Source organism: Desmonostoc vinosum (assembly GCF_059505385.1).
In genome coordinates this window covers 15446-37339 of record NZ_JCACKM010000011.1, presented here as the reverse complement: position 1 = coordinate 37339, position 21894 = coordinate 15446, and the positions used below count along the sequence as shown (strand labels likewise).

At 41.2% G+C, this 21894-nt stretch carries 21 protein-coding genes; 7 read left to right on the top strand and 14 right to left on the bottom strand.

Annotation, left to right across the window (positions count from 1 at the left end; all coding sequences use genetic code 11):
• Positions 1–52 precede the first annotated feature (52 nt).
• The 6 genes from AC5JMF_RS01185 to AC5JMF_RS01160 form a co-directional block, all read right to left on the bottom strand.
• The gene (locus AC5JMF_RS01185) at positions 53–1477 is read right to left on the bottom strand and encodes an NAD(P)/FAD-dependent oxidoreductase (RefSeq protein ID WP_495793893.1); all 1425 of its coding nucleotides are present in this window, start codon (positions 1475–1477) and stop codon (positions 53–55) included.
• A gap of 140 nt (positions 1478–1617) precedes the next feature.
• Entirely contained in the window at positions 1618–2715 is a 1098-nt protein-coding gene (locus AC5JMF_RS01180) for a VOC family protein (protein WP_495793892.1), read from the bottom strand.
• Between the two features lie 147 nt (positions 2716–2862).
• Positions 2863–3672, bottom strand: coding sequence for an MIP/aquaporin family protein (locus tag AC5JMF_RS01175; protein WP_495793891.1), 810 nt, complete (start codon positions 3670–3672; stop codon positions 2863–2865).
• Positions 3673–3716: 44 nt separating this feature from the next.
• Positions 3717–4451, bottom strand: coding sequence for an NADPH-dependent FMN reductase (locus AC5JMF_RS01170; protein ID WP_495793890.1), 735 nt, complete (start codon positions 4449–4451; stop codon positions 3717–3719).
• 9 nt (positions 4452–4460) lie between these two features.
• Positions 4461–5258: an SDR family NAD(P)-dependent oxidoreductase gene (locus AC5JMF_RS01165; protein WP_495793889.1), complete on the bottom strand. Its 798-nt coding sequence runs from the start codon at positions 5256–5258 to the stop codon at positions 4461–4463.
• Positions 5259–5351: 93 nt separating this feature from the next.
• The gene (locus tag AC5JMF_RS01160) at positions 5352–5888 is read right to left on the bottom strand and encodes a DM13 domain-containing protein (RefSeq protein WP_495793888.1); all 537 of its coding nucleotides are present in this window, start codon (positions 5886–5888) and stop codon (positions 5352–5354) included.
• A gap of 563 nt (positions 5889–6451) precedes the next feature.
• Here AC5JMF_RS01160 and AC5JMF_RS01155 point away from each other — a divergent pair.
• Entirely contained in the window at positions 6452–7723 is a 1272-nt protein-coding gene (locus tag AC5JMF_RS01155) for an ATP-binding protein (protein ID WP_495793887.1), read from the top strand.
• 342 nt (positions 7724–8065) lie between these two features.
• On the opposite strand, the gene AC5JMF_RS01150 is transcribed toward AC5JMF_RS01155, so the two are convergent.
• A complete protein-coding gene (locus AC5JMF_RS01150) occupies positions 8066–8302 on the bottom strand; it encodes a hypothetical protein (protein WP_495793886.1) in 237 nt (78 codons plus the stop codon).
• Positions 8303–8909: 607 nt separating this feature from the next.
• A complete protein-coding gene (locus AC5JMF_RS01145; RefSeq protein ID WP_495793885.1) occupies positions 8910–9077 on the bottom strand; it encodes a hypothetical protein in 168 nt (55 codons plus the stop codon).
• 160 nt (positions 9078–9237) lie between these two features.
• Here AC5JMF_RS01145 and AC5JMF_RS01140 point away from each other — a divergent pair, with 160 nt between their 5' ends.
• The 4 genes from AC5JMF_RS01140 to AC5JMF_RS01125 all read left to right on the top strand — a co-directional run bounded on the left by AC5JMF_RS01140 (position 9238) and on the right by AC5JMF_RS01125 (position 13100).
• Positions 9238–10116, top strand: a complete 879-nt coding sequence (locus tag AC5JMF_RS01140; protein WP_495793884.1) for a succinate--CoA ligase subunit alpha — start codon at positions 9238–9240, stop codon at positions 10114–10116.
• 288 nt (positions 10117–10404) lie between these two features.
• Complete coding sequence (locus tag AC5JMF_RS01135; RefSeq protein ID WP_495793883.1) at positions 10405–11028, top strand: 4Fe-4S single cluster domain-containing protein; 624 nt, start codon at positions 10405–10407, stop codon at positions 11026–11028.
• Positions 11029–11161: 133 nt separating this feature from the next.
• Positions 11162–12181, top strand: a complete 1020-nt coding sequence (locus AC5JMF_RS01130; RefSeq protein ID WP_495793882.1) for a FecCD family ABC transporter permease — start codon at positions 11162–11164, stop codon at positions 12179–12181.
• A 148-nt stretch (positions 12182–12329) separates the two neighbouring features.
• A complete protein-coding gene (locus tag AC5JMF_RS01125; protein WP_495793881.1) occupies positions 12330–13100 on the top strand; it encodes an ABC transporter ATP-binding protein in 771 nt (256 codons plus the stop codon).
• Between the two features lie 127 nt (positions 13101–13227).
• Here AC5JMF_RS01125 and AC5JMF_RS01120 read toward each other — a convergent pair whose 3' ends face one another.
• On the bottom strand, positions 13228–13416 hold the full coding sequence (locus AC5JMF_RS01120; RefSeq protein ID WP_495793880.1) for a hypothetical protein: 189 nt from the start codon (positions 13414–13416) through the stop codon (positions 13228–13230).
• Positions 13417–13545: 129 nt separating this feature from the next.
• On the opposite strand from AC5JMF_RS01120, the gene AC5JMF_RS01115 reads away from it, so the two are divergent.
• Complete coding sequence (locus AC5JMF_RS01115; protein ID WP_495793879.1) at positions 13546–13923, top strand: hypothetical protein; 378 nt, start codon at positions 13546–13548, stop codon at positions 13921–13923.
• Positions 13924–14056: 133 nt separating this feature from the next.
• Positions 14057–15769, top strand: a complete 1713-nt coding sequence (locus AC5JMF_RS01110; RefSeq protein ID WP_495793878.1) for an asparagine synthase-related protein — start codon at positions 14057–14059, stop codon at positions 15767–15769.
• A gap of 11 nt (positions 15770–15780) precedes the next feature.
• On the opposite strand, the gene AC5JMF_RS01105 is transcribed toward AC5JMF_RS01110, so the two are convergent.
• From AC5JMF_RS01105 to AC5JMF_RS01085, 5 genes are all read right to left on the bottom strand, one after another.
• A complete protein-coding gene (locus AC5JMF_RS01105) occupies positions 15781–15999 on the bottom strand; it encodes a hypothetical protein (RefSeq protein ID WP_495793877.1) in 219 nt (72 codons plus the stop codon).
• A 9-nt stretch (positions 16000–16008) separates the two neighbouring features.
• Positions 16009–17301 carry a toprim domain-containing protein gene (locus tag AC5JMF_RS01100; protein ID WP_495793876.1) on the bottom strand — a complete coding sequence of 431 codons (1293 nt, stop codon included), beginning with the start codon at positions 17299–17301 and terminating at the stop codon, positions 16009–16011.
• 167 nt (positions 17302–17468) lie between these two features.
• Entirely contained in the window at positions 17469–18686 is a 1218-nt protein-coding gene (locus AC5JMF_RS01095; protein ID WP_495793875.1) for a diaminopimelate decarboxylase family protein, read from the bottom strand.
• On the bottom strand, positions 18674–20413 hold the full coding sequence (locus tag AC5JMF_RS01090; RefSeq protein ID WP_495793874.1) for an asparagine synthetase B family protein: 1740 nt from the start codon (positions 20411–20413) through the stop codon (positions 18674–18676). The genes AC5JMF_RS01095 and AC5JMF_RS01090 overlap by 13 nt, the downstream gene beginning before the upstream one ends.
• A 145-nt stretch (positions 20414–20558) precedes the next feature.
• Positions 20559–21605 carry a cellulose synthase subunit BcsC-related outer membrane protein gene (locus AC5JMF_RS01085; RefSeq protein WP_495793873.1) on the bottom strand — a complete coding sequence of 349 codons (1047 nt, stop codon included), beginning with the start codon at positions 21603–21605 and terminating at the stop codon, positions 20559–20561.
• Between the last annotated feature and the right edge of the window lie 289 nt (positions 21606–21894).

The following is a 21894-nucleotide window of genomic DNA, read 5'->3' as shown; positions in this document are numbered from 1 at the left end:
AAGTAATGATCATGAAACTGCTGGGAAAGCCTTGAAAGCGTCCCCGCATCCTTCAACGAGGGGGTGCAAGCTGATTGAGCAAGGCTGGTATGCCTGTCCAACTCAGGTTTTGCTGAAACTGCGTCGGTTGGGCCGCTCGCCAGATGAGGGGAGTAGCTAAGATGATTCCGGCGGCAATGGCTGCAACCCCGGATAGCAATGGCGTCTGTCCTAACTGCATGTGAGAAAAAGGGCGATCGCGTTGGAATAATTCATCGCTCAGCCACTCGGTTGTAACTTTGCGGTTATGTGCAGAGTTGGGGAGTAGTTGTAAATATGTTGCTTCTCTGATGAAATGACCGGGTTGACCTTTAATCTGAACTTTATTGAATAGGTTGGCAACACCTTCGTTGAGTCCCAGTTTCATTAAAGTGCCGCGCATTTGGATTTCCATAGGAACCGTAGGTTTATCTTCCCTCGTCCGCTTGAGATTGTGAGCGATCGCTTTTCCTTGTTGATAGGCAACTTGGGCTGTCGGTGGTTGGGGATTATCGCTATCTATGGCACAGTCTCCAGCCGCAAAGACTTCGGGAAAATCAGGGAGCTGCAATGTTGGTGTTACTATTAATCGCCCGCGTTTGTCACGCCTTTGGGCTAAGATTGGTAACTCCATCAACAGAGGATTGGGGGCAGTGCCGGCAGTCCAAGCAATTGTACCAGCCTGTAAAAGTTGTGTTTGCCCGTTTTGTTGGTACTCCACACCGTCTGCCTGAATCTCGGTGACAGCTGCATCAAATAAGAAATCAACAGGAATCACCCGCCGTCTCAGCGCCCGTTCTGCTGTACAACGCAAATGGCTATTCACATCACCTTTAAGAATTGTCTGGCTACGGTTAACTAGAACAATCCGAATTTCATCAGCATCACCGCCCAATTCATCGTACCAAATAGGCAATAAGTCTGCTAATGTACACGCCAATTCAATGCCGGCAGGGCCTGCCCCAATAATGGCAACACTCAGTAGTAGCCGACGATGCTGAATATCTGGAGTTTGGATTGCCTGATGCAGTCTATGCCGCAAGTGTTTTCGCAGTGCGATCGCCTCCGCACCAGAGGTAAATGGCATTGCATATTCTGCTGCACCAGGAGTATCAAAGTAAGTAGTTTTACCGCCCAGTGTTAATACTAGGTTACTATAGTCAAAAATCTCACCAGAAGCTACAGTGACTCGATGTTGATTTAGATCAATTGATTGCACAGTGTCCTGTACAAAGATGACACTACTACCTGCTAAAAGTTCTTTGTAGCGCGGGTAAACTTGTTCGCTGTGCAATTCACCGCTGAGCAGTTCGTACAACAACGGCTTGAAACTAAAGCGATCGCGCTGCTCAATTAAAATAATCGGATACGAGTAATTTTGATGGCTTAAGTGCAGAGCTGTAAACAGTCCAGCGAAGCCACCACCCAGGATGACTGTGGGACGAGATGCTTGCTGCATAAGTGTATGAGTTCCTTTTGTGAACTGCTCTCAGTATCGCGGTAGGTAGTAACTCTTAAGTGATCAAAGAATAAAGCTTAGCTGAGAAATTATGTGGAATTTGCGACAAAGTTTTTATTGCTTTCTCAGCAAGATTTCATTTATTTGGGGACTAGGGATTGGGGATTCTGTATGATCCGCATTGTGTGGCCATCAGGATCTCTCACTAAAAAGCCCTTTTTAAATCCCAATGTTTGACCAGGAATTGTTACCACACCGGGAGAAACAAACGCAGATTTATTGATTCGTAACTGTTGAGCAACAGCTTCTGTATCCTTCACCACTAGTGTTGTTTGCCAATGCAGCAAATCGTTGGGACGCGCATCGGTTGGTAAAGGTCGTCCGTCTTGTGGTGTCAGGTATTCCAAAAATTCAATTCCAGGGCCAGCAGGAGAACGCAAACCGCTAATACGTAATCTAGCCCCTTGAACATTGTTGAGATGCTCCTGTTCTATACCGTAATTCATGCTTTCTCCCGCTAGTTTCAAACCTAGTAAATCACGGTAAAATTTCAAACTGGCGGCGGTGTTAGATACAACGATCGCTGTATGATCGATTCCTAAAAATAACTGATTGGTTGGTTTGTGCCATTTAGGATCGCCTTTGCCAGCTGGAAAATAGATAATCTCTAGGTTATGTCCATCTGGGTCTCTAAAATAGAAAGCGCGAATTCCGGCTGCGATTTTGTTGGAGTTGGGTATGCGTTGGGGTGCAGTGGAGACGTGTTGCACCTTAAATGAGCGCAAATGCTCATAGGCTTGATCGATATCGCTAACTGCGATCGCAATATGTTGAAACCAGCGATCGTGACTGCGTGAGTCTAATGGGATTGGTTTACCTTTGGGCGTGAGATACTCAGTTAACTCAATTGACTCACCTCCTAACTGCATTCGCACCACACGCAACCGCACCCCAAACAATCCTTGCAATTGTTCATACTCACTACCTAACACTTCCACATCTGATACTTTCTTAAAAGACAGCACCTGAGAGTAAAAATCAACGGCTTTATCCATATCAGAAACAGTCATACCAACAGATTCTACTGCAACAACAGCCGATTGAGTAGTTAATTGTTTAGATACTAGAGAATCAGCTAGATGAGTATAAGCTGGAACTTGAGATGCAATTACAATTGTGAGAAAAGCACAAGAAAATAGAACTATTCTTTTGATAGTTTTAGTTACTCGCAGATTCATATTCGTGTCTAGCTCAAGACTTAATAGTTTAGATCGCAGGGGGCGGGGGGAAAGAAGTTTTTACGATTTTTGCACAGATGGTGAAATCCAAAAAACAAAGCATCTCAGTTTTCAAACCCACATTTTGAAACGTCAATTCCCCATTTCCTATTCCCCATGCCCCATGCCCCATTCCCCATTCTGACGATACCCACAACGAAAAATACAACGTTTGTTGTTGTGGTGATGGAGTTTGGCACAGCGCACAGCCCTTTGACCTTTTAGCCTCACATACACTTCGGCTGCTAAAAGCATTCCTAAAAGTGGTGCAGTGAAATAAACCCAAATAGCTGTCCAATTTTGAGATGGAATTGCTGATGCAAGGGTGCGAGCTGGGTTCATACTCATGCCTGATAATGGTGCTTCTATTGTGATGTAAGTTGCAATCAATACTCCAGCAAATATACCTGTAAATGGTGCAAGCTTGGGAGTATTTGATACAAATAAAATCATTAGCATCACTCCAAAAGAAATCACCAATTCAGCTAAGAATGCTACACTTACACCTCCTGTACCAGGAATTGTCACGACATAATTTACAGATGGATCAGTAATTGCATTTTTAAACACCACAAGAGTCAAAATTAAGCCTATCAATCCACCCAAAAACTGAGCCAAAATGTAAAAAAAAGCATCCCACGCTTTAATTTTGCCAAGACGAAAGAAAGTGAAAGTAACAACCGGATTGATATGTGCGCCTGATTGTTTTCCCCAAGGTGAGTAAACAATACAAATAGCAGTTAATCCCATTGCTACACCAATGATGAACCGTCGTAAAAGTGGGTCAGAAATTGCCTGTCGAATTGGTGAGGTTGGATACTCTAACAACGTAGTCACGACTGCCGCAGAAATCATAAAGATACCCAGTCCCGCAGCTTCCATGAAATATTCGGGATAATGTTTCCGTAGCGCCTGCATGATTTGTTCTTCTTAAAAAAATATCCGTCGCTATTCCCAATTCCCTATTCTCTCTGAAGAATTGGGATAACTGGGGTAGCTTTTATTTCGCCAGTTTGAGTATTGTTACTAACTTCCAGAACGGTATCCATTGCATCTGCGCCCATCCGAGTAGCTATTTCTGGGCAGGGCTTGTTAGCATGGGTGTTAACTTCGATACTATCTTTTTTCTCTAGGCTGACTTCTCGCCGCCCATATTTGAGGACAGTTGACATCCAGACTAACTCGTCCATAAACTTTGACATGCGGCGAATGTAGGTTGGTTTGTCTATCAAATTGCCTGACTCATCAAATAGTTGCTGAACGTTGCTAAAGTTGAGGTCGTAGAAAATAGTCATTAGTCCCAACTCTCGCATTACAGGTAAGAGGTTTTGGATTACCCTTGTGCCACCAAAAGACCCTGACGAAACTCCACACAATCCTACTGCTTTGTGAATGTATTCTTTAAGACAGGTGTCAAGTACATGTTTGAGCAAACCTGGATAGCCATGATTATATTCTGGTGCAACGATGATTAATCCATCGGCTTGTTCCATAGTTGCAGAAAACTGAGGGTCTTTGATTGGTTCGCCTGCATCATCTGTGGCGATCGCTATATTTCTAATATCTACTAATTCGGTTTCTAAGCGATCGCGTGTTGCAATCTGCTCAACAATAAATTTCGCGACATGTTCACTCTGACGACCTTTACGGGGAGTACCAAGGATGACTGGAATAAATAAGGATACATCTGACATCATTTTTTCTCCTTACTGTTCTTGATAGTTCCACAGCAGTCCACCATCTACAAAAAAAGTGCTACCCGTAATGTAGTCAGCCTCAGCAGAGGCTAGAAATGCCACCAAGGAAGCAACATCTTGGGGTTGACCCAAACGCCCCAGAGGAATATTTTGTAATAGCGCCCGCAACTTTTCTGGGTTATTTAATAGCTTAGTATTAATGGGGGTTTCTATGGCTCCAGGCGCAACATTATTAATTGTGATCCCCAAAGCACCTAACTCAATAGCTAAGTTGCGGGTAAGCATTTTCACCCCACCTTTACTAGTACAGTAAGCAGTGAAATTGGGAAATGGTAGCTCTTCATGCACAGAACTAATATTGATGATTTTTCCTGTTCGCTTAGTTTTAATCAGGTGTTGAACAAAGGCTTGAGTAGCAAAAAACACACCTTTTAAATTGACATTCATCACAGCATCATAATCTGCTTCTGTGACATCCCAAAATGGCGCATGTTTTTCAATACCAGCATTATTCACTAAAATATCTAACTTGCCAAAATGATTTATGCTTTCTGCGATCAGTTGACGCACTTCATCTACACTACCTAAGTCAGCTTGAAGTGTGTAACCATGTGATTTTTGACACTGAGCCATATGACAACTACCACCAATCGCTTCTACCTTTGCTAAAGTTTCCTCTGCTCCTTCTGGGTGAGAACGATAGTTAATCACAACCTTTGCTCCAGCTTGAGCAAGACGTAGAACAATTCCCTGTCCAATACCTTGACTACTGCCAGTTACTAAAACAACCTTATCTTCTAATTTCATCGACTTTCTCCTTGTAAGCCTACAACTAGCGCTTTTAAGTGCAAGCAACGAATTTCCCTACTCCCCACGTTTCTTGAAAGTTAGGTTTTTTGACTAATTTTTAACTGCTAAATTGGCAGCACCAAAAGTAGCATTAAATTGACGACACCAGATAGCAACAGATTTGTAGTCTGCTAAATTGATGTTGTTAGGAATGGGATATGTTTGAGCGCCACTATATTTTTTTAGGGGAGCAAGAATGATATAGTCTCCCTTTTTTAAGGGATAAGATGGTGGTTTCGTTGAATTAATCACATCGTCTGCACGATGCAAAACTACTACCAAATCAGGCCCTGAATCGGAGGTTTTAAATGATTCTTCAAGCTCGATAAACGATTTACCCTCTTTAGTAGTAATGCGGACTGTTCCTTGAGTTGTATGCTCTCCAGAAACAAATGTACCTGATTTGATCACAGTTGAATCTTGAGGTTGCGCTGTTTGAGCTAAAGATTTTGCCTGAGTTGAAAACATAGAAATAGATGCTTTTGCTGCTACATGATTTCTATAAGATTGATTATTTGATACTTCATGAACACAGCCAACTGTGACAAGAGAAAACAAGCTCATTGTTAACAAGTGTCTTAATTTCATAACTCCAATTTCTCAATACATCAATCAGCCATATAGCTTTTGGCTTTAGCTTAAATAGATTATTATTGATATAATAATTCTAGAAATTATGGGAATATAAGGATTGATATATAAAAAACTGATATTTTGTTGAGAAAATTTTTATAAATTTCTCAGCAAAATTTAAATTTTAGTCATTCATCGATCAAAGAAGGGAACAAAGAACAGTTTTTTATATTTTCTGTTGCCTGCCACCACGAGTAATTTGTAAATCAAATAGGATTGCTATACTGTTTTCTTGCAATATAATCATTGAACGTGCCTTGAAAATATTTCTTTCCCACTCCCTATTTTCAAGCTAGGTCTATGTTACTCAACATAACCATGATGATTTTTGCTTGCTAATGTTGTATAAATTTATATTTACTTAAATAAAATTTCATATTTTTCTGCGTAAAATACACATCTATCTAGTAAGATTTACTTATAAAATTATCTAGATATCCAAAGCTAAGTATTTGGAAAATCCAAGATTTAACATTTGATTTTTAACTTAATTTTTTTCAAATATGCAACTAGCGTCCATGAGCAAAGCCAATAATGAAGAAATGTTATTGCAGCAACCTTGGCAGCGTGAGCGGCAAATCATTGTACGTTTATCCTCTTTGAACTATCGCACTGGTGAGCTAGGTAGCTATTTACACAACATTGCCTGCGGAGTCAGCGAACTAATTAAAGTAGATTGGACAGTTGTTACCTTTTGCCAAGACGGGTTTGAAACTATCCTAGCGAGTAGTTTAGAACTGTCTGAAGATACTCCCCGTGTCTATGCATTGCATGGTCGGTTAATTGCTACAGTTATTCAAATTGGTCGTGCATTAGCTGTTGAGGATGCTTTAGTTAATCCACAGTATGGCAAACCTGCACCAGGTTATCGAGCATATTTAGGGATACCATTACAAACCTCTGAAGGTCAGGTGTTTGGGACTGTTTGCTCTTTTCATCGGCAAGTAAGGGAATTTACAACAGAAGAAATCCAAATTGTAGAATTGTTTGCAGAACGTGCGGCAACTGCGATCGATCATTACCATCTTTACCAGCAACAATGCAAATTTAATCAAATTCTAGAAGCTGAGGTAGAAAAACGTACCGCAGAATTGCGAGCAGCGCAAGCTAAGCTTTTAGAGCAGGAACGATTGGCAGCCATTGGAGAATTTGCAGCAATGATTGTGCATGAAATTCGCAATCCCCTGACTACAATGATCATGGGATTGAAGTATTTTAAGAAAGCTATTCTCACTCAAGCTGCTCAAGAACGATTATTGCTGGCACTTGAGGAAGCCAGTCGTCTAGAAAATCTGCTGAGTGAAATTTTACTTTACTCCAAGCCCCAAGTGTTGCAACTGTGTGAATTAGATGTGAATGAATTCATTGGTGAGTTGCTGATGCCTATGTGTGAGATGCCAGAAGCACTCTTGCGGCAAATTGAATTTATCCCTGCTATACCTACAGTCAAAATCTTAGGGGACAGAGATAAGCTAAAACAAGTGTTTATTAATATTGTCCGCAATGCTTGTGAGGCAATTTCAGCAGGAGAAGTCATTAAATGGGAAGTAAATATCTTATCTGAAGATAGAGTATGTATTAATGTCTGCAATGGTGGTGAGCCAATTCCCTCAGATATATTGTCAAAGCTAACGCAGCCGTTTTTTTCTACGAAATCTAGTGGTACTGGTCTAGGGCTTGCCATTACCAAACGTATCGTCAATGCTCATGATGGGGAATTATACATTCAGTCTGATAGAGTCACAGGTACTACAGTTGGTATTCAATTACCCGTTATTCCTCTTAACTAAACTAAGTATGTAGGGGTATATTGACATCCTCCCACTGCTAACTCGGAGTACCGAGTATAGCGGGGGATTCCAAGGATTGCTCTTTGGATTTCCTCTTTGGATTTTCAGCTATAATTCCAGTAATTTTGTCCAAAAAACTATAGTCAATAAGATGGTGAGGGTCTTAAGCCCCCACCAATTATCCGTACACTCTTCGGTGTGAAATAATCTAATGAATTAAGAGTGCAAGCTTACTTTTTGGGCACAACTAAGATTGTTGTGCCCAAAGATAATTAAATTTTTTGATGACTGGATTTCATCAAAATTGCTAAATTATATGAAACCCTTTTCTAACATCCAGTTCTAGTCGATTGTTGTTTTGTATTTAGTATATGCGTAGCTTGCGGCCACTCCAATACCAACCCCAACAAATGCAGAACCAACTGTCACAATAGAACCGCTTATTTCCATAGCGAGAATAGGCCAAATACCACCTTGAATATCAAGGTCTTCTTCAGACAACTCTTTTAAGTAGCTTTCAGAATCAGAAAATAGATCAGAGCCAGCAGTATGCAAGGTAGAAATTGTGATTTGAGACATTTCTAAATTATCCTAGTTAAATAAACTACAGTTGTTAGCCAAATCAAGTATTTGAGTTGTGGCTAATAAACTTCTCATGAAAAACTTGGATAATTTTGCCAGTATCATCAATTTTAAACGACCTTTATTGCTACTGTTTAGGCACTTAGCCTCGGAAGAATCCCAGTCAAATCAGCACACCAGCACAAGTTAGTACCCCTACCCTTAACAGCCTCCACTCCATGCTTAATAAGCTAATCGGCACTTAAGTTGCATAACTTAGATCTTGCACCTGCCCAATCTCCCGCCAGAGAATAAATTCTCGCTCTTATTAGGTCAAGTCCACTTAAGTGGACTAAAATCTCTGCTTTTTGTGAGATTTAGTCCTCTTGAGAGGACTTTTGCTATTAGCCATAGGTTTTTAACCTATGGCGGTTTTTGGGACTGGTGCAAGATATCAGATAATAAAAAAGTATTGAATTAAGTAAGCTGTTCCACATATAACTTGCATAATTAGGGCGGGCAAGATGCCCACCCCACAAGAGTTTTATTTAATTTGATTATGTAATTTAGATGTTTTTTAGCTTAGTTCTCAAGTTAGGAGGATATTAAGGCGAAAAAAGTCTAGTTATATTTGGGCTAAATATGACTTAGAAGATAAACAAAATCCAAGCTGACCGTCCATCCAGTAGCGAAGGCAAGCGTTACGAACAGACAAATCAGTCCGCAAAGCTTCATCGAGCTTGCGATACTGGTCATCTGTTCCTTCCAACTTGGCTTTGTATACTATCATCATGAGTGCGTTATTCTATTAGAAACCGTATTGGATATTTTGTAACTACAGATAGCTCATTAGACCTCTTGCATAAATCTTAAAGAAACTGTAATTAGGACTTTTGCAAGAAGTCTATTGAGCATTATGCAACATCCAAGTTGTCAACCTTACTGTATTTTTTATGAATTTAACACCAGAGAGTAAAGTTTTAATCCAAGGCTTCTGTGAATTTATATCAGCAACTCATATTGCTCAAATGAAAGCTTATGGCACAAATGTAATAGCTGGTGTCAATCCTGGATTTGGCGGACAAAAAATTTACGATCTCCCAATATTTGATTTGGTGGAGGAGGTGACATCCCAATTTGGGGCAATTGACACGACAATTATTTGTGTAGAGCCTTACCAAGTGCTAGATGCAGCATTAGAAGCGATCGCATCTCACATTCACCAGATTATCATCATCTCTGCTGGCGTGCCACCTTTGGATATGGTGCAATTGCTCCGCAAAACAGAGGTTTGTGAAACCTTGGTAGTGGGGCCAAATAGTCCTGGAATTATTGTGCCAGGAAAAATCCTTTTGGGTACTCAACCTAGTGAATTTTATACACCCGGCCCCGTGGGTATTGTCAGTCGTAGTAGCACCCTTACCTATGAAATCGCCTACGAATTGACAAAAGCTGGTTTGGGACAGTCGATTAGTGTCAGTATTGGTAGTGATGCGATCGTTGGCTCATCATTTTTGCAATGGTTGCAAATTCTTGATGAGGATGAAACTACACAAGCGATCGTTTTAGTAGGTCAACCTGGTGGTGATAGTGAAGAAGCAGCAGCACGATACATAGCCGAGGCAATTGACAAACCAGTAATCGCTTATATAGCAGGTAGACAAGCACCACCAGTTAAACATTGGCGTCAAACTGGAACTCTGGCTACAGCCATGGGACGCGCACCCAACTTTGGTACAGCCCAAAGTAAATTTGATGCTTTCAAAAAAATCAAAGTTCCTGTTGCTGAACGCCCTTCTCAGATTGCAGAATTAGTAAAAAAGAAGGTTTGAGTGGGGACTGGGGAATGAGTGTTGGTTATTTCTTCCCCTGCCTCCCCTCATATCATGTCCGGTGAAAGACTTATCATTTATTAAAATAAACAATTTAAGTGTAATTTGTTTAGCAAACAGGCGCAACTGCAACGCCGGAATCTCAAACCGAAATGTCGCTTTTTTATTGCAGGTGTTGAGACAGAATTTATTAGCAATCCTCGCTAGCATTGAAAAACTCAAAAAAAGATCAATGCTTGTGTTGAGTCAATAGCACTATGCTAGGTGATTCAAAGGAGAAAATTATAGATGGAAACTAAACCAACTGACCCATCATTTACAGATATACCTCCTGGCTATCTCAACATTATGGGCTATGTTGATCACTCAGAAGTTAATGGCCCTGGTTGTCGTGCAGTTGTTTGGGTACAAGGTTGTCCGCGTGAGTGTCCTGGCTGCTTTAACCCCGATTCCTGGCCATTCGAGGTTAACCAACTGATTGCTGTTGATACTCTTGCTGAGAACATTCTTGGCAACCCCCACAACACAGGTATAACTTTCTCTGGTGGAGAACCATTTTGGCAAGCAACTGCACTGGCTGCTTTGGCAAGTAAGGTAAAAACTGCTGGATTAAATGTTATGTCTTTTACAGGGTTCACCCTTAAGCAACTACAATCTGAATCTGCACCACCAGGTTCTCAGGCATTGTTAGAGCAGCTTGATATCCTGATTGATGGGCCTTTTGTGCAATCTCTAGCAATTAATTCTCCCAATTCGCCGGTTTCATCAAGTAATCAACGAATTCATATTTTTAACCCCGCTTTCTCTGACCAGATTACTTGGGCAAGTGACCAAATTGAGGTTCATGTTCTTAAAAATGGTAGCCGTATTGTAACTGGGTATCAAGGTGGGCTGGAGTTAAATAATTCGTAATTCGTAATTCGTAATTAAATGGGTATAGAGCTGCCGCTACTTTATACCCACAAATAAAGTTTTTATTAGTGTTCCCCGTTTCTTCTTAAGAGTTTCCTACCCTGAAGGGGTTTGTAACTACGAATTATGAATTATGTTGATTAGACTCTTGCCGACAATTTTTACAAAATATCGAGTATTCTGGGCTGTTTTATTTCTGGCCACAGCCTTGTTGCTAACGCTGGTAGTGTCTTTGTCTCAAGGAGCAGTACCTTTAAGTATTTCAGAATTTTGGCAAGCAATTTTCCGTGAAGGCGATCCTATTAAACAGACAATACTTTGGGATTTGCGTCTCCCGCGTATTATTGCTGCTCTGATTGTTGGTGCTGCATTGGGAATGTCGGGGGCACTACTGCAAGGAATGTTACGAAATAGTCTTGCTGATCCTTTTATTTTGGGTATTTCTGCGGGTGCAGGACTGATTGTAATTCTGATGATAGTATTACAAGTTTTCCCAACGGCGATTCCTTTAGCAGCTTGGATGGGAGCGATTTTGACTTCTGCGATCGTAATTTTACTAGGTCGTGCGGGGTCGGGAATTTCGATTGAGCGGTTGATTTTAGGTGGAGTGGCAATCAGTTCTTTATTTGGTTCGGTGCAAAGTACGTTGCTTTTATTAGCTGAGGATGGACAAATTCAAATTGCGCTGAGTTGGTTGGTTGGTAGCCTCAACGGGCGGGGTTGGAAAGAAATTTCTACAGCTGGCCCTTATATTATCTTTGCACTGCTGGGTGGATGCTTGCTAGCGCGATCGGTAAACGTGCTAGCCTTGGGAGATGATTTAGCTGTAGGTTTAGGGGTTTCGTTAACGCGATCGCGTTTATTAATCGGTGGTGTTGCTACATTATTAGCCGCTGGTGCAGTCAGTATTGGTGGCTTGATAGGCTTCGTTGGTTTGATTGTCCCCCATGGTGTCCGCCTCATCGTTGGTACAGACCACCGCTTTGTTTTACCACTTTCGGCACTGGCTGGCGCATGGTTACTGACCTTTGCCGATTTACTCTCCAGATTGGGAACAGTAGAATTACCTGTAGGTTCCGTCACCGCCTTGCTAGGTTCACCGTTATTTATCTGGTTACTTTATCGCCGTTCCGGTGGGTTGGGGAAGTTGTAAGGGGAATAAGGGAGACGCGGGGACGCGGGGACGCGGGGACACGGGGACGCGGAGAATAATCAACAACAAATGACAATTCCCTATTACGAATTACGTTAGCGCAGCGTTAGCGAGTCCTCGAGCGTCATTACGAATTACGAATTACAAAATGCCTCTTGAATTACAAAATCTAACTGGCGGTTACACAAGTGTACCAATTGTCCAAAATGTCAACTTGACTCTACAAACAGGAGAATGGTTGAGTTTGGTGGGTGCTAATGGTTCTGGTAAGTCTACGTTACTCAAATTGCTGAGTCGCATTCTCTCACCACAGCAAGGAATGGTATTACTTGATGGCAAAGTAATTCACTCTCAACCACCAAATTTAGTTGCACAAAAATTAGCTCTTTTACCACAACAACAAACGGTTCCTGTTGGCTTAACTGTACGACAATTAGTAAGTTTAGGACGCACGCCACACCAACCTTGGTGGCAATGGGAATTAAATGTTGAAGATTGGCAAAAGGTTGAGTATGCTATTCAAAAGACGCAACTCGAAAAATTAAGCGATCGCCTAGTTGAACAACTCTCTGGTGGTGAGAGACAACGGGCTTTTTTAGCTTTGGCTCTAGCGCAAGAGCCTAAAGTTTTACTATTAGATGAACCTACAACTTATTTAGATGTTAATTATCAATTGCAACTCTTGGAATTGCTGAAGAATCTTAATCAACAACAGGAGTTAACTATTGTCACGGTTTTACATGAATTAAATTTGGCCGCGCGATATAGTTCTCGAATTGCTTTGTTGAAACAGGGCTATCTTTGGGGAGTTGGTACGCCGGAGGAAGTTCTGAATCCAAGTAATATAGGGGAGGTTTTTGGAGTGGAGTCTGTGATTATTCAAACGCCTGTGGGGTTACAGGTTTGTTTTTATCTCTAGTGTTTGGCTTTGTTGAATATGGGGTGAAAATCTCACGCAGAGGAGGCAGCGCGTTGCGGGGGTTCCCCCCGTTGTAGCGACTGCCGTCGCGCAGAGGCGCGGAGGAGAATGTGAGAAGAGTTAAGTATTATTTACTTTTTTTCTCATCTAGTGCTTTTTGTATTGCTTCTCTACAAAATTCAGGCGGGTTGTCTTGTTGCTGTATCTCTTCTTTCATTCTTTTGCTAACACGTAAGTTAACTTGCTCGGTTAAGGGTTCTTCCCGGTCTGACTTCATCGGCTGTAAATTTTCTGGGTTCCCTTTGGGATTCGGCATTGTTGAGAAAAGTAAATATAACTTGAACGACTTGCTAGCAAGAGGATAGAGTTTTAGAATCGGTAGGTATCACAGCCTGAGAAACTTGTTACCTACCGATACCACTTTTACAAGAGGTAACTCTATTTTATGTTCACTCGTTCCGAACTTGAAGTGTTGACGACTGCTCAGTTGAGAATTCTGTGCGCTAGGTACGGTATTAAACCAACTGGGAACTCAGGGTATAAAACAAGCTATATTGTCTCGTTGATGGCATTTCCACAGTTAGCGTTGCAGCAGATGAAACAGGATAGAGGGTTAAGGATGCCTGGGTTTACAGCTATCCAGTCGTTGACAACCATCGTAGATGAGATAAATTCACCCACAGATGAGCAAGCAGCACTCATCAAAATCACCCTAGAAGGCAGGAGGATGAATTATCCTAACAGATACGAGCAAGAGAAACTGTTGAACTTGCACGTAGCCAAGATGAGACTAGAACAAGTAATCGGATTACTAAAGATCTAGTAACAAGAGAGGGTATTCCCCTCTCTTTCTCTCTGCGACTCTGCGCGACGGCAGTCGCTACAACGGGGGGAACCCCCGCAACGCGCTGCCTCCTCTGCGTGAGATAAAAATCGTCCCATAAATCAGCAACGCCGTGATTCAGCAACGCCACAAAAGTTTTAAATCTAGCGAATATAATCCTAGCTGGTGTGCAGTTTGGGGAAAAATAAATACTCTCACAGCAAATATAGTATGGCGAGATGACCAGTTTGCAATTATCTCCTCACTAGTAACAGAACAATTTGCACTCAGTGCTACACAGCGATTTGTGGTAATTGGGGATATGTGGCTATGTAATCAGGTAGAGTTATCACAAAAATTGGGAATTGAACCTAGCTTTTGGAAAAACGATCGCCAATTAATTGCTCATCTTTGGGAAAAATGGGGGGTGGAATGCCTAAAACTATTAGTAGGCATGTTTGGGCTAGTAGTTTGGGATCGTGAACAACAGGTATTATGGCTAGGGCGCGATCGCATCGGTAGCCGTACTCTTTACTACACTACCACTGATGCTGTTCGCTGGATTGCGCCAAAGTTGCGATCGCTCACACCTTATCGTTCCAGTAATCTTGATTTGGTGGCATTACGAGATTATCTCTGTTGTGCTTTTGTACCAGGAGGACGAACACTTTGGCAAGATGTGCAAGAAGTTCGTCCGGGGACTGTTGTCAGGATGCCTTCTGAGGAAGTTGATACTTACTGGCAACTGCGACAGCAAGTTACAGATGCAGATCAGCCTTTAGTATGGCATGGCGATCGCTTGCGTTGTTTACTGAATCAAGTTGTTCAAGAATATTCACCACAAAATGAACCTGTTGGTGTTTTTTTATCAGGGGGTTTAGACTCTAGTAGTATCACTGCTTTAGCGGCAAAGTTTCATCATGCACCAGTTCACACTTACTCAATTCATTTTGGTAGCGAATCTCCGCATGAGTTAGAGTTTTCTGGTTTGGTGGCTACACATTGTCAAACTCAACATCATATCCTCGAAATTACCTTCCGGGATATGTGGGAACGTCTACCAGAAACTATGGCGTATTTGGATGATCCTATAGGCGATCCTTTGACGGTGCCAAATTTGTTAGTAGGACGAATGGCACGAGAGAATGTGCAAGTTATTCTCAATGGTGAAGGTGGCGATCCTTGTTTTGGTGGCCCGAAAAATCAGCCAATGTTGATTAATAGTTTATATGGTTCTGTGACTAATCAAGATGCATTACAAGCATATTTAATTGCTTTTCAAAAGTGTGCGAGCGACTTGCCACAACTTTTAAAACCGGAAGTTTGGACAGCAGTAAACACAGAATCATCTGTATTTTCTGCTGATTTAAATTCTGAGGCTAATTACTTAAATCGGTTAATGACATTAAATATTAAATTTAAAGGTGCTGATCAAATACTTACAAAAGTAAATAACTTAACTCAAGCAGTTGATTTACACGGGCGATCGCCTCTTTTTGATCAGCGAGTAGTTGAATTGAGTATGCAAATTCCGCCGGAGTATAAACTTTCGGGAGTATTAGAAAAAGCCGTTCTCAAACAAGCTGTTACAGATATTTTACCAGAGACGATTATCCATCGTCCTAAAAGTGGGATGATGGTTCCTGTGCAGTTAGGGTTTCGCAAATATTGGCAGCGAGAAGCTAGAAGATTGTTATTAAGTAAAAAGAGTGCGATCGCACCTTATATTAATCAATCTTTGCTCAAGGATTGGCTCGATTATAAAGGTGATATTTGGGGACGCTATGGTGTTAAACTTTGGTTATTAGTAAGTTTAGAGATTTGGTTACAAGTGAATCAAAAATGACTAACAAGGATTCACGCCACAGTTTTTATGTTGTTGATACCATGACTCATCCACTGTGCCAACAACCACTTACTAGCAGGCTTGTCTAGCGCTGGTAGGACGCGAAAGTTAAAAACTTGCTCCCAAACTTCTTCCCCATATTGAGAAACAAAAGCTTGCTCTAGCTCTTGAAAACGAGCGTAGTCTTTGTTACCAATAGCTGCAAGCATATCTATTATTTCATTGGTCATTACTCGTCTTCACCCAAAACTCTGCACAACATACATATCATTTCCTGTATCACCTACCAATATTAAACTACTATCATCACTTACTAAATCACGGCTATTGCTGATACCCCGTTGCAGAATTTGAATCAATCTTTGAGGCGTGAAAGATTCCAATTCCACAAAATTACCAGAATCCAACCATTGCAATTCCTCAGCAGATAAACCTTGACGAATTTCCCCAGACAATTCTTGAGCTGCTTTCGCCGATTCTGGAGAAAATTGAATGAACATTCCCCGCTTAGTAGCAATAATTTGACGCGGTGTTAGTCCCACATCAATAATTACGACATTGCTATCAAGAAACCAATTAGAACTAGTGCGGAGATGGTGAACTAAACTTATTCCTTGAGGACTACAATCATGTATTGCATAAACTTGTAATTCTGGGTTACGACGCAGCATTTGCATTGTCGTGTCAAAAATATTCTGGGGATATCCAGTGACACTCAAAATTGCACAGTTATTTTCAAAGTGGAAATTATTAGCGATTAATAATTGTGCGATCGTAGCACTATCACAAACAACTAATCTATCAAAACTGTAAGCAGTCACATCAGGATTAATTGTGGCTGATGTACTTTCCTCACGGGGAGACGGCAGAATTTTGAGAATAGTTTCATTGATTTGTTGCCAACGATTTAGCCACCCTTGAAACTCACTTTGAGCAAATAAAAACTCTTGTGCCAATCCAATTCTTCTTAACTGCCGAGTTCCTAAATATATCGACAGCATCCCTATCAAAGTACTCAAAATAAATATTGCAAAGGAATTGACAACAACTATACTGGCAAAAATTCCTAGTACCAAAACAATAATTCCTAAAATTTGTAAAGCTCTCGCATTAGTTTTACGAGCTTTGGCATTAAGTTTAGTAGATTTGCTATCACTAAAAAGTATCCAAATACCAATGAAATGGATTGTTACCGCTATAAATATTAACGATTCCTTATCACTACTACCAGACCAAACACTGATAAGTATAACGGCTAATATTACATAAAAAAATAAAACACCAAATACTGCTGAAGAAGACTTCTTTCTTAAACGATTATCAAAAAAATAAAGCAGTTGCTTTGGCGTAAAAAACAGAGTGTCATTTACAGAAAGGTCAGCTATCACCTTAGCAAACATCGGATCAGTAATTTTCACCTTACCCATGCTTGTTGGTTCAAAAGCAAATTGATGATTGCACTTTATACAACGCCCATAATTACCAACTCTGTCTTTCAGCTTATTGTCAGTACCACAATTAATACACTTCATAATGGTATTTAACCTTAGTAATTTAAGACTATTTCTCGTGAATATAGGGATGAATTTATTTCACGCAGAGGAGGCAGCGCGTTGCGGGGGTTCCCCCCGTTGTAGCGACTGCCGTCGCGCAGAGGCGCAGAGAGTAAGAGTTTGATATTTTAATTCAGTAACGCCCTTTATTTAAGTACTTGATTTGCTAGCAAAACAGTATAATCCTCTCTTTGACGAATCAAACGATGTGTACTATTTTCTAATAAGATCTCGGCTGGTTTCGGACGGTGTAAAAAATGAGATGACATAGCAAAGCCGTAAGCACCTACATCTAAAATGGCAATCATATCGCCAATTTTTAAAGCTGGTAACTGACAATTTTTACCTAAATAATCTCGTGAATAGGTCGTGTTACCACAAATATCAGTTTTGAATTGGGAATTATGTAATCCTCCTTGCTTCCAAGTGACAATCTCTCGGTATCCACCGTATACTGAGGGTACAGAGAGATTGGCAACGCTAGTATCAACACCTACAATTTGTTTATCTCCTTGCCATTTTACAGAAACAACTTGGGCAAGCAAAGTAGCGCATCCTGCAATCGCAGCTCGTCCCGGTTCAATTACCAAATCAATCTCTCGTCCCAGGCGAGTGATTCTATCAGTCAACTCAGCCCCAAATACTTGCCAGTCAAATGCTACACCACCATGATGATAAGGGTAGCCAAAGCCACCACCAAAATCTAGATATTCCCAATCTGGTAATTGTTGAGCGACGTTAATCACAGAATCAATCACCTGGGTAAACGCTGCTGTAGCATTGGTTCCAGTCCCCCGATAAAAGTGCAAACCACTAACTTTTAATCCGACTCCACGAGTTAAAGCGATCGCCTCAGCAAACTCTATCGGATACACACCAATTCGATTATTGTCAGTAATTCCCGGTAGATTCAGCCGTAAACCCAAACGCAGAGAAGGGTATTTATAATTAACAAAAATTTCACAACATAACTGCACCTGAGCCAAACTATCAAGATTGAGAGTTGTCACTCCCCAATCTAAAACTTGTGCCATCTCCGCTGGGTGTAAATTACTGCCACTGTAAACAATATCACTCGCATCAAAACCTGCTTGCAACCCCAGATAAACATCTCCTGGTGTATTGGCGTGGAGTCCCCACCCGTTGGAGCGAAAAATTTGTAACAGCGCAACGTTACCATTCGTAACACTAGCAAAACGAAATTTGGTGCGAGGATAACTCACTGCCTTGGTAATATGCTCAATAGTTTGACGTAGGCGATCGCCATCATAAACATACAGTGGTGAACCATAGGTATTCAATAACTCCTGAGCAAACTCTTGAGAAAAAGGCACATTAGGAGAACTCTTTTTTAGGCTTGCCATCGCTTGTAACTTCTCCATATCCAACTAGGTAGCCAAAACGGATGATTCCAAGACTGTTTACCTAATTTTTCACCTAAAACATGCGATCGCCAAAGTTCCCACATAATTAGTAACCAAAGAATTTCCCCAATTCGTCGCCCTTGAATAGCTGCACCTAGTTCGCCTGCAACGATTTTCGCGGCAATGTCGGGTAAAAAGCGATTTTCAGCATAAATTATACCCGGATTTAACCAGCTACCAAGCTGATACCAGAAGTCATTTAAACACCACGAGGTTAAAGGAACACCCATACCGCGTTTTTGTCGCCACACAATTTCCTCTGGTAGCCAATTTTCCACAGCCCTTTTGAGGATATACTTCTCACAAGCCCCCTGTAAGCAGAGTTCGCCAGATAAACCAAATGTCCACTCTGCTAAAGATAGATCACAAAAAGGCGATCGCACCCACAACCCATGAGCAAAACCCAAAGCAGTAGCGCGGGGATGAATATTTTGCGCCCCCTTCAGCATCAAGTTGGCACGACGCAGGCGATGCAGTAAAGATTTACACCTAGTTGGTTCGAGGGCTGCCAATAGCCAATCTTGGGGTTGCAAATTTTGTACCTGTGCGTATACCTGTGGCTGATAAACTTGAGCTTCATAGCCCCAAAGACGGTGGAAAGTACGTAAATACTGCTGCATAAAATTTTCCTCTCCTGCCTGATACACACCTGCGGCGATTAAGGGTTTATTCGTCCAACCTGCAAACAATTGATCTCCGCCTTCACCATTAAAAATCACCTGAGTTTCCTGACTAGCCCTCTCGGCTAAAAGATACAATGGAACACATACCCCATCGCCAAAGGGCAAATCTAAAGCTTGTACAGTGGGAATCAAAGCATTCTCAATCAAGTTGGGAGTTGCCGCAACTTTGACTAAAGGAATTTTGAGAAACTCGGCTACCTGTTGGGCATATGTAGATTCTGGGATACCAGCCGAACCAAAATCTAGCGTGTATGCATGGACTTTTACCCCTGCTTGCACCAGTAACGCCGCCACCACCGAAGAATCAAGTCCACCAGAAAGCAACACCCCCACGGGTTCATCTTTTAAATCGGCAATCTGGCGCTGAATTGTGTTTTGCAGGAGAGTTTGCAGTTGGGTAACTGCTGTGGCTGCGTCTGTTATCTGTTCAGGCGCTTCTTGCCAAGAGTGTATATTTATGGATTGGGGTGTTGAGAGTATACCTGATGAGCGATCGCTTTGCCAAATCACCTGAGTTCCTGCCGCCACTGCCAACACTCCATCCACGGGAGTTAAGGGAGTTGGCACATAAGAAAAACAACTGTAGCCGTATAAGCCACCAATACTGACTTCTGGCTGTTCTAGAATCGGTAAGAGTAATTGTAATTGAGATGCGAACCAAATCACTTGCCCTTGCTGAGTCCAGTACAAAGGTACTCTCCCAAAGGGTTCTCTACCTAAAATTAGGCAGTTGTTTTCTTGTACACTCACCCAAGCATCAGGTGTAGTCGATAGTCCTGATGCTGAAATCGCCGCAATCCGATTTTGCGAGGGAAAATCATTTTTATCCAGTCCGATGTAAACAACATTCCAGATGAGATTAAGATGACTCTCTTGTGGTGAGGATTGGTTTACCTGCGTATTTACACTATTTAACAGCGCTTCCAATTTGTATCGAGAACCGTAACCCCAATACCCAAGAAATTGCTGAGGAATGTTACCCATGTTATATCATGTTCGTCTGAAGACTTATCGTTAGGGCTGACGCGGGGACGCGGGGACACGGGGACACGGAGAAATTTTAATAATAAGTAATTACGCGAACTTGATATTAGACTAGCAAGTCGTAATTAAAAGAAGTATCTTTTAATTAAAACTTAATTCGTACTTGCCCTACTAAAGAGTCACCACTGTAGGTGCTTGTTCCTGTATCTTGATTGCGAACATTAGAGAAGTTATAGCCCACATCTGCCTCTATGTTGGACGAAAATTTCACAGTACAACGAGTTTGATAAGTATTAGCTTGATCAAATTCTCCTTTTAATCTTTGTTGTCCCAAGCTAGCAGCAAACCGACAGCGTAAAAATTCTGCAATATCTCCTTCCCAAGCTAATTCAGCATTGTAAACAAGGAAATCTTGAGGAGAAAAATAACCACTTTGGCGTTCAAAATCATTTTTGTAACTCCAGTTAAACAAATTCGCTGCTAGCGAAAATTGTCCAAATTTGCGCTCTAGTCGAGTAAAAGATTGCACATCGGAATTACCATCGTTGTAATTCCCTAAACGCAATGATGAAAACAAGCTAGTATAACGATCGATTTGCCAGTATAAATCAGGCCCAAATCGCCAAGCAGTAATTTGATTTTCTAAAGTTCGGGCATTAGACTTATATGGCCCTTGCTCTAAGTTACCTGACAGCACTACAATCGACTCTAATTTACCTGATGGTGAAACTTGCGGTTGAATAATTGGTGCTTCAATCTTGGTATTGAAATTGATAGCTGCGGGTAGACGGTTGAAAACATCTATTCCGGCTGCTGTTTGCAGAGTAACTTGATCAATTTTTCCTTGCCATCCCACTTGAAAAGGAATGTTGGTAATTGATTCAATATTGCGCTGTTCAAAGTAATTAACACCTGTTTTTAAGAAGATTTTGTTACCATTACTCAATCGAAACCGGGCTGTTGGTTCAATGAATAAATTGCGTTGACCAAAGTTATCTGTATCATAACGGTAGTCTGTTTCAATACTTTCTAAAATCGCGATCGCTTTTACTGATTCGCTAGATGTTGGCGAGGAGTTAGTCTGTTGTGGTAGTTTTGGTGGTATCCGCAAACCAGGATTAAAATTTTCCGGTGCAGCTAGTAATTTAGCTTCCCATAAGGTAAAAATACTGATGCTTACAATCAATGCCAATTGCAATTGTAGATACTTAAAAAATAAACTGGCCAAGTTACACCTTGATATCAAGTCGAGGACAAGGGGCAGGGGGAGAGAACCCTATACATAAATGTATTGGCTCTAGAACAATTTCAAAATATTGACATCGACATATAATTTTTACCAACGTAAATTTACATAGATAACAGCAGTGATCATCGAATAAATAAAAAATTATTCAGTGAAATTACTCTCACTTTTTTATCAAAAGTGGTTCATGAAGTGGTTAGTGGTAAACAACAATAAATTTTTTGACTTCAGATAA